A 13,765-nucleotide genomic window follows, 5' to 3' on the forward strand; every position below is an offset into this window, starting at 1 on the left:
TGATAAGCGGCGAACGCGGGATCGCAAGGGAATAGAATGTGCGCAGCCAGGCAACAGGATGATGAAGGGCACCTCGCGGTAACCAGCGAGGGCCGTGCCGTGGGGCTGTTCCGCCTGGTCCTGGCGTTCATGGTAGTGGTGATGTTGGCTTTCGTGGTGGTGGAGGGCTGGCGCATCTGGCGCGACTACCGCCATGCCTACAGCAACGCCGAGAACATGGTGACCAACCTCGCCCGCGCCACGGCCCAACATGCCGAAGACGCCATACGCCAGGTGGATGTAGTGACCGCATCCTTGGCCGAACGCCTGGAAGGTGACGGCTTCGAGCATATGGACCGCCCGCGGCTGCATGCCTTGCTGGCCCAGCAAAAGGCGCTGATGCCGCAGTTGCATGGGCTGTTCGTGTATGGCCCCGATGGCAACTGGCTGGTCACCGACCAGGCGGCCATACCGCCCAATGCCAACAATGCCGACCGCGACTATTTCGTTTATCACCGCACCCATGCCGATCACCAGGTACGCATCGGCTCGGTGGTGCGCAGCCGCTCGACGGGCGACCTGATCATCCCCATCTCCCGGCGCCTGGAGTATGGCGATGGGCGTTTTGCCGGGGTATTGCTGGGCACCATCAAGGTGGACTGGTTCGTGCGCTACTACGGCGATTTCAAGATCGACGAGCGTGGCGCGCTGGTACTGGCCAAGCGCGACGGCACCATTCTGGTTCGGCGGCCGTTCGTTTCCAGGATGGTGGGGCGGACACTGGCCAACAGCGATATCTTTCGCAACCACTTGCCCTATGCCAGCGAAGGGGTGGCCGAGGCGGTGGCGGTAGTGGATGGCACGCCACGGCTGTATGCCTACCGGGCCCTGTCGAGTTACCCGCTGGTGGTCGAAGCCGGGCTTTCCCGGGAGTCCATCGTGGCACCGTGGCGGCACGATGCGATCAAGTCGGTGGCTGCCTTGCTGCTGCTGTTGGTGGGGTTGGCGGCGTTTGGCGGGGTTGTCTTGCGCCAGCTGCGCGAGCGCATTGTCATCGAGCGTGCGCTGCACCAGGCGCACCAGACTTTGCGCTCACTGGCGCTGACCGACAGCCTGACCGGGCTTGGCAATCGTCGGCGGCTGGATGCGGTGCTCGCACCGGAGCTACGGCGGGCACGCCGGCAGGGGCACTCGGTGGCGCTGGTGATGCTCGACCTGGACTACTTCAAGGCTTACAACGACCGTTATGGGCACCTTGCCGGGGATCAGTGCCTGCAGCGTTTCGCCGAGCTGTTGCAACAGGCATTGAGGCGCCCGGCGGACTTGGCGGTGCGCTACGGCGGCGAGGAGTTCACGCTGCTGATGCCCGACACTGATGGGCCGGGCGCCGAATTGGTCGTTCAGGCGCTGCAGCAGTTGCTGCGCCGGCATGTGATCGAGCATGGCGGCAGCCCATTGGGGCGCGTGTCGTTCAGCGCTGGGATTGCGATCGGCGACCTGGCCCGCGACACGATCACCGCCGAACGCCTGATGGCGGCGGCGGACGGGGCGTTGTATCAGGCCAAGCGGCAGGGCCGGGACCGTTACTGCCTGGCGGATAGCGTGGCGGCAGGTGTAGACCCCTGAACTGACATGACAGCAAGGGTGCGCAGCTCAGTCGATACGCAGGCGCATCGCGCAGCGGCCCTTGAGCCCGTGGGCAGCTTCGCTGGCCAGAATCTGCCGCAGCCGCGCGCACAGCAGGCCTTCGTCAAGGGTTTCGAAGCCATAGCGTCTGTAGAACGGCGCATTCCAGGGCACGTCGGCAAAGGTGGTCAAGGTCAGTTCCCGGGCGCCTGATGCGCGGGCCACCGTGACCAACTGATCGAGCAGCTTGCGCCCGATACCTTGCCCTTGCGCCTCACGGCGCACGGAGATCTCATGAATGTGCAATGCCTGTTGCTCATACCCTGCGCACGCAAAACCCAGAATCTGTCCGGTGTCAGCCTCGGCCAGCCAGCTTGCACCGCCGTCGACGCAGGCCTGATGGGTGGTGATGTCCAGCACATCACCTGCAGCCAGCCAGGCCAGCGCCGGCAGGCTGGCGAAAGCCTGAGCGGCTGATCGCTCGACCTCGGCAAGCCTGGGGATGTCACGGGTAAGGGTAGGGCGTATAAGCACAAGTCGGTCCTGCAAGCCGTCGGGTGGGTGGGCGTCAGTCTGCCGCCGCCACCTGCGGCTGCAGCTGCCAGCGCACCGAGCTTACACCCTTTTCCAGGCTTACCCGGCTGACCAGCCGCTCCAGTTGCGCCGGCGCCTGCGGGTTGCCAAGCAGCTCGGCGCGTACTTCAAGACGCGCCGGGTTGGGCAGGTCCTCACTGTGCAGCGACTGCAGGCGCAGCTCAGGGTCGCCCAGGCTGTGCAGCATCAGGCTGCGCACCTGGATTTCGTCCTCGGCGCGGCACACCACGCGCACCTCGAAGCGTTGTTCCACTTCAGTGGCCGGCACGATGTCCTGGCGGTCCAGGCGCTGGGCGATATCACGCAGCAGGATGTTGGCGCACAACACCGCCAGGCTGCCCAGGGTGGCCTCCAGCAGCAGGCCAAGGCTGCACAGTACGCCAACGGCGGCCGTGCACCAGAGGGTGGCGGCGGTGTTCAGGCCGCGCACGTTGAAGCCGTCGCGCATGATCACGCCGCCGCCCAGAAAGCCGATGCCCGACACCACATAGGCAGCAACGCGCGAGGCATCGTTGGCGGCCATGCCCGGCACTGCCTGGGTCATCAGCACGAACAGACAGGCACCGGTACTGACCAGTGCATTGGTGCGCAGGCCGGTCAGGCGTTGACGCAGTTGACGCTCGGCGCCGATGAGTGCGCCCAGCAGCAGGGCGACGCTGACGCGCAGCAGAAAGACTTTCCAATCCATAGCAAACCTCTTCCACGGGCACAGGCCCGCATGAACGCCATCACGTGTTGGCGTGGTTGAATAACCAGAAAATGCGCAGGGCCACAAAGGGTAGGGGAAAGAGGAAGGCTTCAGCCAGGAAGGCTGGAGAAAACCACCATCACACCATGACGGCGAGACAGTGGCAGGACACTGCCGGACTAGCTCGCCAAGTGGGCCTGTCGCAAGCGACTGGGGCTACTGTCCAATGCAGGACTCCTGTTCAGGGATGCGAAATTGCGTCGCGGACCTTACGCCGCGAGGTAGACGAGGTCAAGGGCAAAAACATGACAACGGCTTCATCCAGAAAGTGCCTACAGCCCGTCACGGCTTCATGGAAAAAAAAGCCGGCAGTCGTTACCCTTGCGCCTTCCCTTGATACTGCCCGGGCCCTTACATGCTGTTCAATCTCGCCGTGCTGTTCGGCACACTGGTGGCCATGGAGGGCGTTGGCACGCTGGCTCACAAGTACATCATGCATGGCTGGGGCTGGTGGCTGCATCGCTCGCACCACGAGCCGCACCTGGGCATGCTCGAGACCAACGACCTCTACCTGGTGGCGCTGGGGCTGATCGCCGCCGGGCTGGTGGCGCTGGGCAAAGGCGGGTATGCACCGCTGCAATGGGTGGGCGGGGGAGTGGCAGGGTACGGCGTGCTGTATGTGCTGGCCCACGATGGCGTGTTCCATCGCCACTGGCCGCAGAAACCGCGGCCGGTCAATCGCTACCTCAAGCGGCTGCATCGCGCCCATCGTCTGCACCATGCGATCAAGGGCCGCAAGGGCACTGTGTCGTTCGGCTTCTTCTACGCCCCCCCGCTCAAGGTGCTGAAGCGCCAATTGCACAGCCGTCGCGTCCGGCCCTGACCTCAGTTGACCGGCTCGCCTTTGGCCTCTGCCGTGGTTGCGCCGTGCCCACGGCTTACCCACCAGCCAAAGCCGGCTGCGGTAAAGAACATGATCAGGCTGTAAAGCGCCGCCGGCACCGCCATGGTCGGGTTGTTCAGCAGCGAAGGGCTCAACGCCAAGGCGATCGCCAGGGTGCCGTTGTGGATGCCGATTTCCATGCCGATGGCGATGGCTTGGCGCTTGGGAATGTTCAGCAGCCGCGGCACCCAGTAGCCCACCGACAGGCTCAGCAGGTTGAACAGCAGGGCGGCCAAGCCGACTACCGGGGCGTACGCCAGCACGGTCTGCCAATCCTTGGCCAAGGCCAGCACGATGGTGAAGGCCAGAAACAGCGCCGCCACCAGCTTCATGGGCTTTTCCATGCGTGCAGCGAAGCCCGGTGCAAAACGACGGATCAACATGCCCAACGCCACCGGCAGCAGCACAATCGCGAACACCTGCATGACCTTGGCGAACTGCAAGGGGATGGCCTGGTCCGACGCCATGAACCAGCCCAGTGACAGGTTCACCAGCAGCGGCATGGTAAGGATCGCGATCAACGAGTTGACCGCCGTCAGGGTGATGTTCAACGCCACATCACCGTGGGCCAGATGGCTGAACAGGTTGGCCGTGGTGCCCCCCGGCGAGGCGGCCAGCAGCATCAGCCCCACCGCCAGGGCAGACTCCAGGCCAAAGCCGTTAGCGATCAGGAAGCACACCAGTGGCAACAACAGAATCTGGCAGGCCAGGCCAATTACCACCGGCTTGGGGTATTTCACCACCCTGGCAAAATCGGCCAGGGTCAGTGACAGCCCAAGGCCGAGCATGATGATGCCCAATGCCAAGGGCAGGAAGGCGGTAAGCAGGGGCGAGGCAGTCATGGAGGGCTCTCGGGTCAAGGCGTCGTACGAAGGATTCCGAGAAGTGTAGGCCGCGCTGTATTGATAGCTAATTGCAAAGCGCCATCTCTTGGTAACCTTTTGTTACCGAACTGGTCGCCTGCAGCGTCTGCATGCCGCGTTGCGAAGGGCGTGCCGGCGCAGTAGCATGCGCGCTTTTACCAAGGATTAGCCTGTCATGCCGTTTCAGCAAGGTCTGCTTGCCACGCCGGTGCCGGCCCATGCCCGCCACCTGTTCTTCACGCTGCACTCCCCCGAAGCGTTGCCCGCTGCACTCGACGCCTTGCTGCCGCAGGTCGATGGCGAACAGCTGATCCTTGGCGTCGGCGCACCCCTGGCCAAGGCCCTGGGCCGCGAAGTCCCGGGCTTGCGGGCCTTCCCGCAGCTGGATGCTGCGGTCGAGAACCCAAGCACCCAGCACGCCCTGTGGCTGTGGCTGCGGGGTAACGAGCGGGGTGACTTGCTGCTGCGCGCCCAGGCCCTGGAGCAGGCGCTGACACCGGCACTGCACCTGGCAGACTGCATCGACGGCTTCCTGCACCGGGGCGGGCACGACCTGACCGGCTATGAAGACGGCACCGAAAACCCGGTGGACGAAGAGGCTGTGCAAGCAGCCATCGTCGACGCTGGCCAGCCCGGCCTCAGGGGTTCCAGCTTTGCCGCGTTCCAGTTGTGGAAGCATGACCTGACGTATTTCAAGTCGCTGCCCCAGGCAGACCAGGACAACATCATCGGCCGCCGCCTGGCAGATAACGAAGAACTCGACGACGCCCCGGCATCCGCACACGTCAAGCGTACCGCCCAGGAAAGCTTCGAACCTGAAGCGTTCATGGTCCGTCGTTCGGTCGCCTGGGCCGACGCGCGAGGCGCAGGCCTTGCCTTCGTTGCCCTGGGCCACAGTTTCGATGCCTTCGAAGTGCAACTGCGGCGCATGAGCGGCCTGGAAGACGGCATCATCGATGGCCTCTACCGTTTCAGCCGGCCACTGACCGGCGGCTACTACTGGTGCCCACCTCTGGGTGATACCGGCCTGGACCTGCGCCTGCTGCTGCAGGCCTGATCGCTAAACATCCAGATACAGAATCACTCGCCGGCGCAGGGTAGAGCGGCTAGCCTTGAAAGTTTCCGATTCATGACGGGAGCTTTTCCATGTACGCACGTCGTGATGTCCTGCGCGCCAGCGCAGCTTTGGGGCTGCTGGCCGCAAGCCCCTGGTTGCACGCTGCCGCACCCAGCGGGCTAATGACCCGCAAGATCCCGTCCACCGGTGAAGCCCTGCCGGTGATTGGTGCCGGTACCTCTGGCAGTTTCGAGGTCGAAGCCGGCACTGCCGAATACCAACAGCTGGCCACGGTGCTCAAGGCCTTCTTCCAGGGTGGCGGCAGGGTCATCGACACCTCGCCCAACTATGGCGGCGCCGACAGTATCCTTGGCCAATTACTGGAAGAAGGCGGTTGGCGCCGGCAGTGCTTCCTTGCCACCAAGATCGCCGCTGACAGCCTCGCCGATGCGCAAGCGCAGTGGGCCGGCAGCCTTCGCAGCCTGCGCACCGACAAGGTCGAACTGCTGCAGATCCACAACCTGCGCGATTGGCAGACCCAGCTGCCCTATGCCCGTGAACTCAAGCAGCAGGGCAAGACCCGCTACGTCGGCATCACCCACTACCTGAACAGCGGCCAGGATGAAGTCGCCAGGATCGTGCGCAGCGAGCCCTTGGATTTCATCCAGATCAACTATTCGGTCAGTGCGCCACATGCCGCGCGCGAACTGCTGCCGCTGTGCCAGGACAAGGGCGTTGCAGTGCTGATCAACCGGGCGTTCGACGATGGCCGCCTGTTCGCCAAGGTCAAGGGCCAGCCCTTGCCTGGCTGGGCTGCAGAGGCAGGCATCGGCAGTTGGGCGCAGCTGTTTCTCAAGTTCGCCATCAGCCACCCGGCAGTAACTACGGTCATACCCGCCACCAGCCGCCCGGATCGCCAGCTCGATCAGCTCAAGGCCGGGCACACGCCGCTGCTCAGCCAGGCGCAGCAACAGGCGCTGATAGAGCAGTTTGCCTGACGCCATGCAAGGCTGGCGGCGGCGCCTGGGCAACGGCTTGAACCTTCAACCAGGTGAAGGGCCCGCAGTGCTTGCCGGGCTGTCGTTGTTCTACCTGCTGTTCACCGGTTACTTCATGCTGCGCCCGGTGCGCGAGACCATGGGCGTGGCCGGTGGCGTGGACAACCTGCAGTGGCTGTTTACCGGCACCTTCGTTGCCACCCTGGCGTGCCTGCCGCTGTTTGGCTGGCTGGCGTCGAAAGTGCGGCGGCGGCATATCCTGCCGTGGACCTATGGCTTTTTCACCAGCAACCTGCTGCTCTTCGCTGTGCTCTTTGCCCGTGATCCAGACGGTCTGTGGACGGCACGGGCGTTCTACATCTGGCTGTCGGTGTTCAACCTGCTGACCATCTCGCTGGCCTGGAGCGTGCTTGCCGACCTGTTTTCCACCGAGCAAGGCAAACGCCTGTTCGGTCTGCTGGCGGCCGGTGCCAGCCTGGGCGGGCTCAGTGGGCCGATCCTGGGCACCGTGCTGGTGGGGCCGCTGGGGCATGCCGGCCTGCTGGTACTGGCGGGCCTGTTCTTGCTCGGCAGCACTGGCGCAACGCTGTACTTGCAGCACTGGCGGGCCCGTCATCCACTGCCGGCGCACCTGCAGCGCTCGTCGTCGAAACCCTTGGGTGGCAACCCGTTCGCCGGCGCCACGGCGGTACTGCGCTCTTCCTATCTGCTAGGTATCGCGCTGTTCGTGATACTGCTGGCCAGCGTCAGCACGTTCCTGTACTTCGAACAGGCGCGCATCGTCAGCGAGACCTTCACCGACCGCACACGGCAAACCCAGGTGTTCGGCCTGATCGACACCGTGGTCCAGGCCTTGGCGATCCTCACCCAGGTGTTCCTGACCGGACGCCTGGCCCGAAGGATGGGCGTGGGGGTGCTGCTGGTGGCGGTGCCGTTGGTAATGGCTGCAGGTTTTGTCTGGCTGGCACTGGCGCCGGTGTTCGCCGCCTTCGTCGTGGTGATGGTGGTGCGCCGGGCCGGTGAGTATGCGCTGGTGCGGCCTGGGCGCGAGATGCTGTTCACGGTCCTGTCGGCAGAGGACAAGTACAAGGCCAAGAACTTCATCGACACGGTGGTCTACCGCGGCGGTGACGCCCTGAGCGGTTGGGTCAAGCGGGCACTGGACGTGATGGCCGAGCATCCGCAACTGGCGATGCTGATGGGGGCCGCGATAGCCCTGGGGTGGGCGGCGACCGGCGGCTGGCTGGGGCGGCGGCAGGCGCGGCTCGATACAACGGATACCGAGTGAGCCAGACGTCCCTTGGTGCACCAAATATGCAGCTGCCGCTTATTTAATGCCACCGGTCCGAACCTGTCGCAATAAAACGAATCCCTCCATATCGCCGAACTCCGAACCTATGTACGGCACAGTGCCGTGCTTCCTGAAGTCATATGAGGTTTCACGACCATGGCTAACAAAGAGAACAGCCGCACCGGCACCCAGGGCAAGGAAGGCAGCCAAGGCGGCAGCAAGAACCCGGGCAACTTCGCCAACGACCGCGAGAAGGCCTCTGAAGCGGGGCGTAAAGGTGGCCAGTCTTCGGGGGGCAACATGCCCCACGACACCAGCCGTAAAGGCGGCCGTTCGTAATTGAGGAATTCGCAGTGCCGGGGCGACCTGGCACTGCAATTGAACACAACGGAGGACTTCCCATGCGATTGACTCATTGGGTCGCCCTGGTGGGCGCCATGACCCTGATGGGTGGTTGTTTCGACCGAGACAACAATCACCCCGGCAAAGACGCCGACCCCAGTAAGCCATCGTTGCAAATGCAAAAACCGGATGATCTGCCAGCGCCGCAGCCTGCGCCTGACCCCGAGCCTATGCCGGGGCAAAAACCGGCCCAATAAGTTCAGAGGAACTCGGCATGACGGTCATTACCCGCAAGGCCGCTGCTGATGCAGGGGCTCGCGCAGCACACCTGAGCCTGCAACACCGCTACCAGAACCTCCTGGAAGGCCCGGACGCCACAAGCGCCGCTTGGTTGAGTGAACAAATCGCGCGCGTAGAACACTGGCCGGACGATTTGCCTGACACCCCCGCACAGCTCCCTGCCTGGAGCGATCATCATGCCGGCGAAGTCGCCAAGGCCTATGCCGACTACCTGCAGCAACGCCGCCAAGGTGCGCCACGCCACTTCTTCAGCAACCGCGCCCATGCCCTGTGGTTTCTGCAGCAGGTTGCACCCACCAAGGCGGTGGACGGTGCCTGGCTGCACGGCACGTTGCAGCACTGGCGCGACCCCCGTTACCACGGGCTGATCCGCACCTACCTGGAAGAGCTGGGTAATGGCGACCCGCGTTGCAACCATGTGCTGATCTACCAGCGGCTGCTGAGCCGCCTAGGCTGCCTGGAACTGCCGCAACTGGATGACCAGCGCTACTTGCAAGGTGCCGTGCAACTGGCCCTTGGGCAGCACGGTGACGCATTCCTGCCGGAGGTGCTGGGGTACAACCTGGGTTACGAGCAACCGCCGCTGCATTTGCTGATTACCACCTATGAACTGGCGGAGCTGGGCATCGACGGCCATTACTTTCAGCTGCATGTCACCATCGACAACGCCGCCAGCGGCCATGCCCAGCTGTCCATCCAGGCGTTACGGCAACTGTGCCCGGCACAGGACGCACAGCACTTCTACCAACGGGTGCGGCGCGGCTACCGGTTGAACGACCTGGGCACCCCAGCGAGCGCATTGGTCGCCGAGTTCGACCTGCAGGCCCAGCTGTTCGCAGCGCTGGAGCGCAAGCGCCAATACGGCCAGTTCATGCACGCCGATCACTGCCGTTTGCAAAAACGCACCATCAATCAATGGCTGGCCGAGCCCGGCGCCATGCCGGCCTTCGTCGATGCGCTGCAGGCCCAGGGGTGGATCCGGCGCGGGGAAAACCCGGTAAACAGCCGCTGGTGGCAACTGATCGACGGACCTGCTGCGGCCATGTTCGGCGTATTCACCGCTTACGAGAAGCAGTTGTGGCACGACTGGATCGCTGGCGACTGGCAGGCGCCTATCCGGCGCGTCATGCCGGGTAGCTGGGACATCAACGTGTCGGCCGATGACGGGCCCATGGTCAGCCAGCGCGCAGAGACTGTGGAGGCCCTGGTGCAGCGCATGGCCGGTAACCGTCACGCGTCGCCGGAGGGGTTGTTGGCCACTCAGGCCTTCGTCAATGCCACTGGCCTGGTTCAAGAAGGATGTCAGTGATGATGTTAGACCCAGAGCAAGCCCAGGCAGACCTGGCACTGCTGCAGCTAGGCAAGCGCTTGCGTGCGGACGGTTACCGCTTCACCTGTGTAACCCCCGCCACCCATGCACGCAACAACGCCCGTGATAGCGCCCGGCAGGCCAGCAACTTGCGCGACGTGTTCGGCTGGAGCCGGCCGTTTGCGCCTTCGTTGCTTTCGGCCGACGAATTGCAAGCGTTGCAGCATGCGCAGGTGCTGGAGCAGCGCGGTGAACTGCTGGCCAGCAAGGTGCGTTGGTCGAGCCTGGACGACCTGCTGCTGGTGCATTCGGCGTACCCCACACACGCCAGTGACGCGGTGTTCTTCGGCCCCGACAGCTACCGCTTTGCCCAGGTTATTCATGACCATCTGCAACGCTGCCCGGATCGCGTGGAACACGCGGTCGATATTGGCTGCGGCAGTGGCGTGGGGGCATTGCTCATCGCCCGCGCCGCCCCCCATGCACAGGTCAGCGCGCTGGACATCAACCCGCTGGCGTTGCGCTATACCGCCATCAACGCGGCCTTGGCGGGCATCAGCAATGTGTCCGTGGAGCCGAGTGATTTGCTTTACGGCGTTACCGGCACCTTCGACCTGATCGTGGCCAATCCGCCCTACATGCTCGACCTCAACGCGCGCACCTACCGCCACGGTGGCGGGGCGCTGGGCGCCGAGCTGTCACTGCGCATCGTCGAACAGGCCCGGGAACGCCTGAGCATGAGGGGCACCTTGTTGCTCTACACCGGGGTGGCGATTGTCGAAGGCCGGGACGCGCTGCTCGAGGCTGTTCGCTTGCGCCTGGCGGGCCCGCAATTCTCCTGGGTATACCAGGAGATCGACCCCGACGTGTTTGGCGAACAGCTTGACGAACCCGGCTATGAACACGTCGAGCGCATTGCCGCCGTTGCGCTTACCGTCACCCGTAACGGTTGAAGCATGGCCCTGCCTTGTACGTTTGGCATCGAGGAGGAATACCTGCTGGTGGACCTGGCTACCGGCAAGGTGCCGGCGATGCCTGCCTCGAGCCTGGTCAGGCAGTGTCGTGAAGTACTGGGGCAGCATTTTGCCCAGGAGATGTTCCGCAGCCAGATAGAAGTCGCCTCTCCCGTGTTCGCCAACCTGTTCGAGGCGCGCGAGTTCTTCTTGCATGCCCGGCAGCGATTGAGCGAGGTGCTGGCGGCACAAGGCATGGGCCTGTATGGCGCGGGCAGCCACCCGAATGCAGCCTGGCTGCGGCACAAGCCTGCGCCGTGCGTGCACTACCGCCAGTTGTTCGACGACTACCAGCACGTGGCGCGGCGCAGCCTGCTCAATGGCTTGCATGTTCACGTGGGGGTGCCGGCGGACTGCGACCGCATGCAATTGATCAATCGGCTGGTGCACTGGTTGCCGCTGCTGCTGGTTCTCAGTACATCCTCGCCCTTGTGGCTGGGCCAGGGTACCGGCTACATGAGCTATCGGCGGGTCATTTGTGGCGAGTGGCCGCACATGGGGTTGCCCGAGCCGCTGGCCGACTGGTCTGCCTATGAGCGCTACCGGGCCTTGCTTCAGCGCACCGGCTCGTTAGCTGCTGACGGTGACTTCTGGTGGGCCATCCGACCGTCGCGACGTTTCCCCACCGTCGAGCTGCGTATCTGTGATGGCTGCCCCTGCCTTGAGGACGCTCTGAGCATCGCCGGGGTGTTTCGCCACTTGGTGGAGCACAGCGTGCAGCCAAGGCAAGCGCGCGCACCCCTCAACCGGGAGTTGCGCTGGTTCGCGCAGGAGAATTACTGGCGCGCCCTGCGCTACGGCCGCCAAGGCCAGTTCATTGGTACCCAGCAGCAACAGCCGGTCACGGCCGAAGGCTGGCTGGCGCAGTTGCAGGGGCAGTTCCCCGTCGACACCGTGGACGCCGAACGCGCCTTCGAGCATGCCCGGCGTATCCTGCGTGAGGGCACCAGTGCCGACCGACAGCTTGAATGCCTGGGGCAGGCGTGCGCCGCCGGGAAGAACGCTACCGAAGCGCTACAGGCCGTGGTCGAGCAGGTGATCAGGCAAGGGCATACGCAACGGTAGCCGGGGCTTGCAATTCGCCAGGGTTGTCCGAAAATGGCCGCGCCCTTTGCAGCCACCCGGAACCCCTGCGCCATGATGCTGATCAAGCAATTCCCCGACATTTCCCTGGATGACACGCTGTTCGTCTTCGCCCTCGAGGCCGAGGCTGGCACTGTGTTTGCCGAGGTGAACACTGTGTTCACTGGCATCGGCAAGGTCAATGCTGCCATCGCGCTGACCAAGGCCATCGCCCAGCGCAAGCCCAAGCTGATCGTCAACCTGGGTTCGGCCGGCAGCCAGGGCCATGGCAAGGGTGAAGTGGTGTGCTGCACCCGTTTCGTCCAGCGCGACATGGATGTCACGCCGCTGGGCTTCGCCCGCTACGAGACGCCACTGTCGGACATCCCCGTTCTGCTCGAACACGGCGAGCCAATCCCAGGGCTTGCCCTTGAAACCTGCGGCACAGGTGACAATTTCGAGACCAGCCACGGCAAGGCACCTTACGATGTGGTCGACATGGAGGCTTACGTACTGGCACTGATCGCCCGCAGCGAAGGCATTCCATTCGTCTGCCTCAAGTACATTTCCGACGATGCCGGCAGCGAAGCCGCAGACGATTGGTCGGTGCAAGTGCACCTGGCCGCCGAGGCCTTCAAGCGCGTGCTGTTCAGCTAAGCACCGAGTCGCTGCCCGCCGCAGGGCAGCCTGACTAAACCTTCCCAGCGCGCCGCAGTCACTTCAAGTAGAGGCTCCGATAGACGCAGGGCTGGAGGGAGGTGACTTAACCATGGCAAGGGCAATCTGGAAGGGCGCGATCAGTTTCGGGCTGGTGCACATCCCCGTCTCGCTGAATACTGCGGTGCGCACCGAGCGGGTCGATTTCGACTGGCTGGACAAACGCAGCATGGAGCCGGTCGGTTACAAGCGGATCAACAAGGTCACCGGCAAAGAGATCGACAAGGACAACATCGTCAAAGGTGTGGAGTACGAGAAAGGCCGTTATGTGGTGATCAGCGAGGAAGAGATCCGCACGGCCCGGCCTGAAGTGACTCAGACCATCGATATCTTCTCGTTCGTCGATGCCGGCGAAATTCCCCTGCAGCATTTCGATACCCCGTATTACCTGAGCCCCGACCGCCGCGGCGGCAAGGTCTATGCGTTGCTGCGCGAAACACTGGCCAGCACCGGCAAGGTGGCGTTGGCCACGGTGGTGTTGCATACCCGTCAGCACTTGACGCTGCTGCGCCCGCTGGATGATGCCCTGGTGATGATCACCCTGCGCTGGCCCGAGGAAGTGCGCGGGTTGGAGACGCTGGAGCTGGACAAGAGCGTGACCGATACCAAAGTGGACAAACGTGAACTGGACATGGCCAAGCGGCTGGTCGAGGACATGAGCGGCTCATGGCAGCCGGATGAGTATCAGGATGCGTTTCGCCAGACCATCATGGACCTGGTGGAAGAGAAAGCCAGCAAGGGCAAGATCAGCGTGGTGGAGAAGGGCGAGGGCGGTCCTGCAGAGAAAGGTGCCGATATTATCGACCTTACCGAACTGCTCAAACGCAGCTTGGGCGGCAAGGGGGCGGCGGCGGGGAAGAAAAAGCCCGAGCCCGAGAAGAAACCTGCCAAGCGTACGCGCAAGGCTTCTTGAATCATGGCTGAGATTTTGGGGGCAGTCCAAAAGAACGCGATCGGTGTAGGAGCGGCCTTGCGTCGCGAAA

The 13,765-nt window shown here is 63.8% G+C and carries 14 protein-coding genes and 1 pseudogene; 12 read left to right on the forward strand and 3 right to left on the reverse strand.

The genetic code is table 11. The features are described from left to right. The first annotated feature begins 36 nt into the window (after positions 1-36). On the forward strand, positions 37-1,605 hold the full coding sequence (locus CKW22_RS16875; protein ID WP_095064455.1) for a sensor domain-containing diguanylate cyclase: 1,569 nt from the start codon (positions 37-39) through the stop codon (positions 1,603-1,605). 27 nt (positions 1,606-1,632) lie between these two features. On the opposite strand, the gene CKW22_RS16880 is transcribed toward CKW22_RS16875, so the two are convergent. Both CKW22_RS16880 and CKW22_RS16885 read right to left on the reverse strand, forming a co-directional pair. After that, positions 1,633-2,139, reverse strand: a complete 507-nt coding sequence (locus CKW22_RS16880; protein WP_095064456.1) for a GNAT family N-acetyltransferase — start codon at positions 2,137-2,139, stop codon at positions 1,633-1,635. Positions 2,140-2,173: 34 nt separating this feature from the next. Continuing rightward, on the reverse strand, positions 2,174-2,887 hold the full coding sequence (locus tag CKW22_RS16885; protein WP_033697956.1) for an MgtC/SapB family protein: 714 nt from the start codon (positions 2,885-2,887) through the stop codon (positions 2,174-2,176). Positions 2,888-3,302: 415 nt separating this feature from the next. On the opposite strand from CKW22_RS16885, the gene CKW22_RS16890 reads away from it, so the two are divergent. Further along, the gene (locus CKW22_RS16890; protein WP_033697955.1) at positions 3,303-3,770 is read left to right on the forward strand and encodes a sterol desaturase family protein; all 468 of its coding nucleotides are present in this window, start codon (positions 3,303-3,305) and stop codon (positions 3,768-3,770) included. A 2-nt stretch (positions 3,771-3,772) separates the two neighbouring features. Here CKW22_RS16890 and CKW22_RS16895 read toward each other — a convergent pair whose 3' ends face one another. Further along, complete coding sequence (locus CKW22_RS16895) at positions 3,773-4,672, reverse strand: bile acid:sodium symporter family protein (protein WP_033697954.1); 900 nt, start codon at positions 4,670-4,672, stop codon at positions 3,773-3,775. Positions 4,673-4,868: 196 nt separating this feature from the next. Between CKW22_RS16895 and CKW22_RS16900 the strand changes: the two genes are divergently transcribed. The 10 genes and pseudogenes from CKW22_RS16900 (at position 4,869) to CKW22_RS16945 (ending at position 13,695) form a co-directional block, all read left to right on the forward strand. Then, the gene (locus CKW22_RS16900) at positions 4,869-5,750 is read left to right on the forward strand and encodes a Dyp-type peroxidase (RefSeq protein WP_095064457.1); all 882 of its coding nucleotides are present in this window, start codon (positions 4,869-4,871) and stop codon (positions 5,748-5,750) included. 89 nt (positions 5,751-5,839) lie between these two features. After that, on the forward strand, positions 5,840-6,748 hold the full coding sequence (locus CKW22_RS16905; RefSeq protein WP_033697951.1) for an aldo/keto reductase: 909 nt from the start codon (positions 5,840-5,842) through the stop codon (positions 6,746-6,748). A 4-nt stretch (positions 6,749-6,752) separates the two neighbouring features. Continuing rightward, positions 6,753-8,036, forward strand: coding sequence for an NTP/NDP exchange transporter (locus CKW22_RS16910; protein ID WP_033697950.1), 1,284 nt, complete (start codon positions 6,753-6,755; stop codon positions 8,034-8,036). A gap of 222 nt (positions 8,037-8,258) precedes the next feature. Continuing rightward, a pseudogene (locus CKW22_RS16915) lies at positions 8,259-8,378 on the forward strand (general stress protein); the annotation flags it as partial. Between the two features lie 62 nt (positions 8,379-8,440). Then, the gene (locus CKW22_RS27675; protein ID WP_033697948.1) at positions 8,441-8,638 is read left to right on the forward strand and encodes a hypothetical protein; all 198 of its coding nucleotides are present in this window, start codon (positions 8,441-8,443) and stop codon (positions 8,636-8,638) included. A 17-nt stretch (positions 8,639-8,655) separates the two neighbouring features. Then, positions 8,656-9,990 carry an iron-containing redox enzyme family protein gene (locus CKW22_RS16925; RefSeq protein WP_095064458.1) on the forward strand — a complete coding sequence of 445 codons (1,335 nt, stop codon included), beginning with the start codon at positions 8,656-8,658 and terminating at the stop codon, positions 9,988-9,990. Further along, the gene (locus CKW22_RS16930) at positions 9,990-10,943 is read left to right on the forward strand and encodes a class I SAM-dependent methyltransferase (RefSeq protein ID WP_033697946.1); all 954 of its coding nucleotides are present in this window, start codon (positions 9,990-9,992) and stop codon (positions 10,941-10,943) included. The genes CKW22_RS16925 and CKW22_RS16930 overlap by 1 nt, the downstream gene beginning before the upstream one ends. Positions 10,944-10,946: 3 nt before the next feature. After that, positions 10,947-12,068 carry a carboxylate-amine ligase gene (locus CKW22_RS16935; RefSeq protein WP_095064459.1) on the forward strand — a complete coding sequence of 374 codons (1,122 nt, stop codon included), beginning with the start codon at positions 10,947-10,949 and terminating at the stop codon, positions 12,066-12,068. A 72-nt stretch (positions 12,069-12,140) separates the two neighbouring features. Next, on the forward strand, positions 12,141-12,722 hold the full coding sequence (locus CKW22_RS16940; protein WP_033697944.1) for a nucleosidase: 582 nt from the start codon (positions 12,141-12,143) through the stop codon (positions 12,720-12,722). A 112-nt stretch (positions 12,723-12,834) separates the two neighbouring features. Beyond that, positions 12,835-13,695, forward strand: a complete 861-nt coding sequence (locus tag CKW22_RS16945; RefSeq protein WP_095064460.1) for a Ku protein — start codon at positions 12,835-12,837, stop codon at positions 13,693-13,695. Positions 13,696-13,765 lie beyond the last annotated feature (70 nt).

Source organism: Pseudomonas sp. Irchel s3f19 (genome assembly GCF_900187555.1).
Classification (GTDB): Bacteria; Pseudomonadota; Gammaproteobacteria; order Pseudomonadales; family Pseudomonadaceae; genus Aquipseudomonas; species Aquipseudomonas capeferrum.

What these genes read in the sequence shown, in the direction of transcription:
- CKW22_RS16945 (WP_095064460.1), top strand. Translation starts at nt 12,835, where the DNA reads ATGGCAAGGGCAATCTGGAAGGGCGCGATCAGTTTCGGGCTGGTGCAC.
- CKW22_RS16890 (WP_033697955.1), top strand. Translation starts at nt 3,303, where the DNA reads ATGCTGTTCAATCTCGCCGTGCTGTTCGGCACACTGGTGGCCATGGAG.
- CKW22_RS27675 (WP_033697948.1), top strand. Translation starts at nt 8,441, where the DNA reads ATGCGATTGACTCATTGGGTCGCCCTGGTGGGCGCCATGACCCTGATG.
- CKW22_RS16930 (WP_033697946.1), top strand. Translation starts at nt 9,990, where the DNA reads ATGATGTTAGACCCAGAGCAAGCCCAGGCAGACCTGGCACTGCTGCAG.
- CKW22_RS16935 (WP_095064459.1), top strand. Translation starts at nt 10,947, where the DNA reads ATGGCCCTGCCTTGTACGTTTGGCATCGAGGAGGAATACCTGCTGGTG.
- CKW22_RS16895 (WP_033697954.1), bottom strand. Translation starts at nt 4,672, where the DNA reads ATGACTGCCTCGCCCCTGCTTACCGCCTTCCTGCCCTTGGCATTGGGC.
- CKW22_RS16940 (WP_033697944.1), top strand. Translation starts at nt 12,141, where the DNA reads ATGATGCTGATCAAGCAATTCCCCGACATTTCCCTGGATGACACGCTG.
- CKW22_RS16885 (WP_033697956.1), bottom strand. Translation starts at nt 2,887, where the DNA reads ATGGATTGGAAAGTCTTTCTGCTGCGCGTCAGCGTCGCCCTGCTGCTG.
- CKW22_RS16925 (WP_095064458.1), top strand. Translation starts at nt 8,656, where the DNA reads ATGACGGTCATTACCCGCAAGGCCGCTGCTGATGCAGGGGCTCGCGCA.
- CKW22_RS16875 (WP_095064455.1), top strand. Translation starts at nt 37, where the DNA reads ATGTGCGCAGCCAGGCAACAGGATGATGAAGGGCACCTCGCGGTAACC.
- CKW22_RS16900 (WP_095064457.1), top strand. Translation starts at nt 4,869, where the DNA reads ATGCCGTTTCAGCAAGGTCTGCTTGCCACGCCGGTGCCGGCCCATGCC.
- CKW22_RS16905 (WP_033697951.1), top strand. Translation starts at nt 5,840, where the DNA reads ATGTACGCACGTCGTGATGTCCTGCGCGCCAGCGCAGCTTTGGGGCTG.
- CKW22_RS16910 (WP_033697950.1), top strand. Translation starts at nt 6,753, where the DNA reads ATGCAAGGCTGGCGGCGGCGCCTGGGCAACGGCTTGAACCTTCAACCA.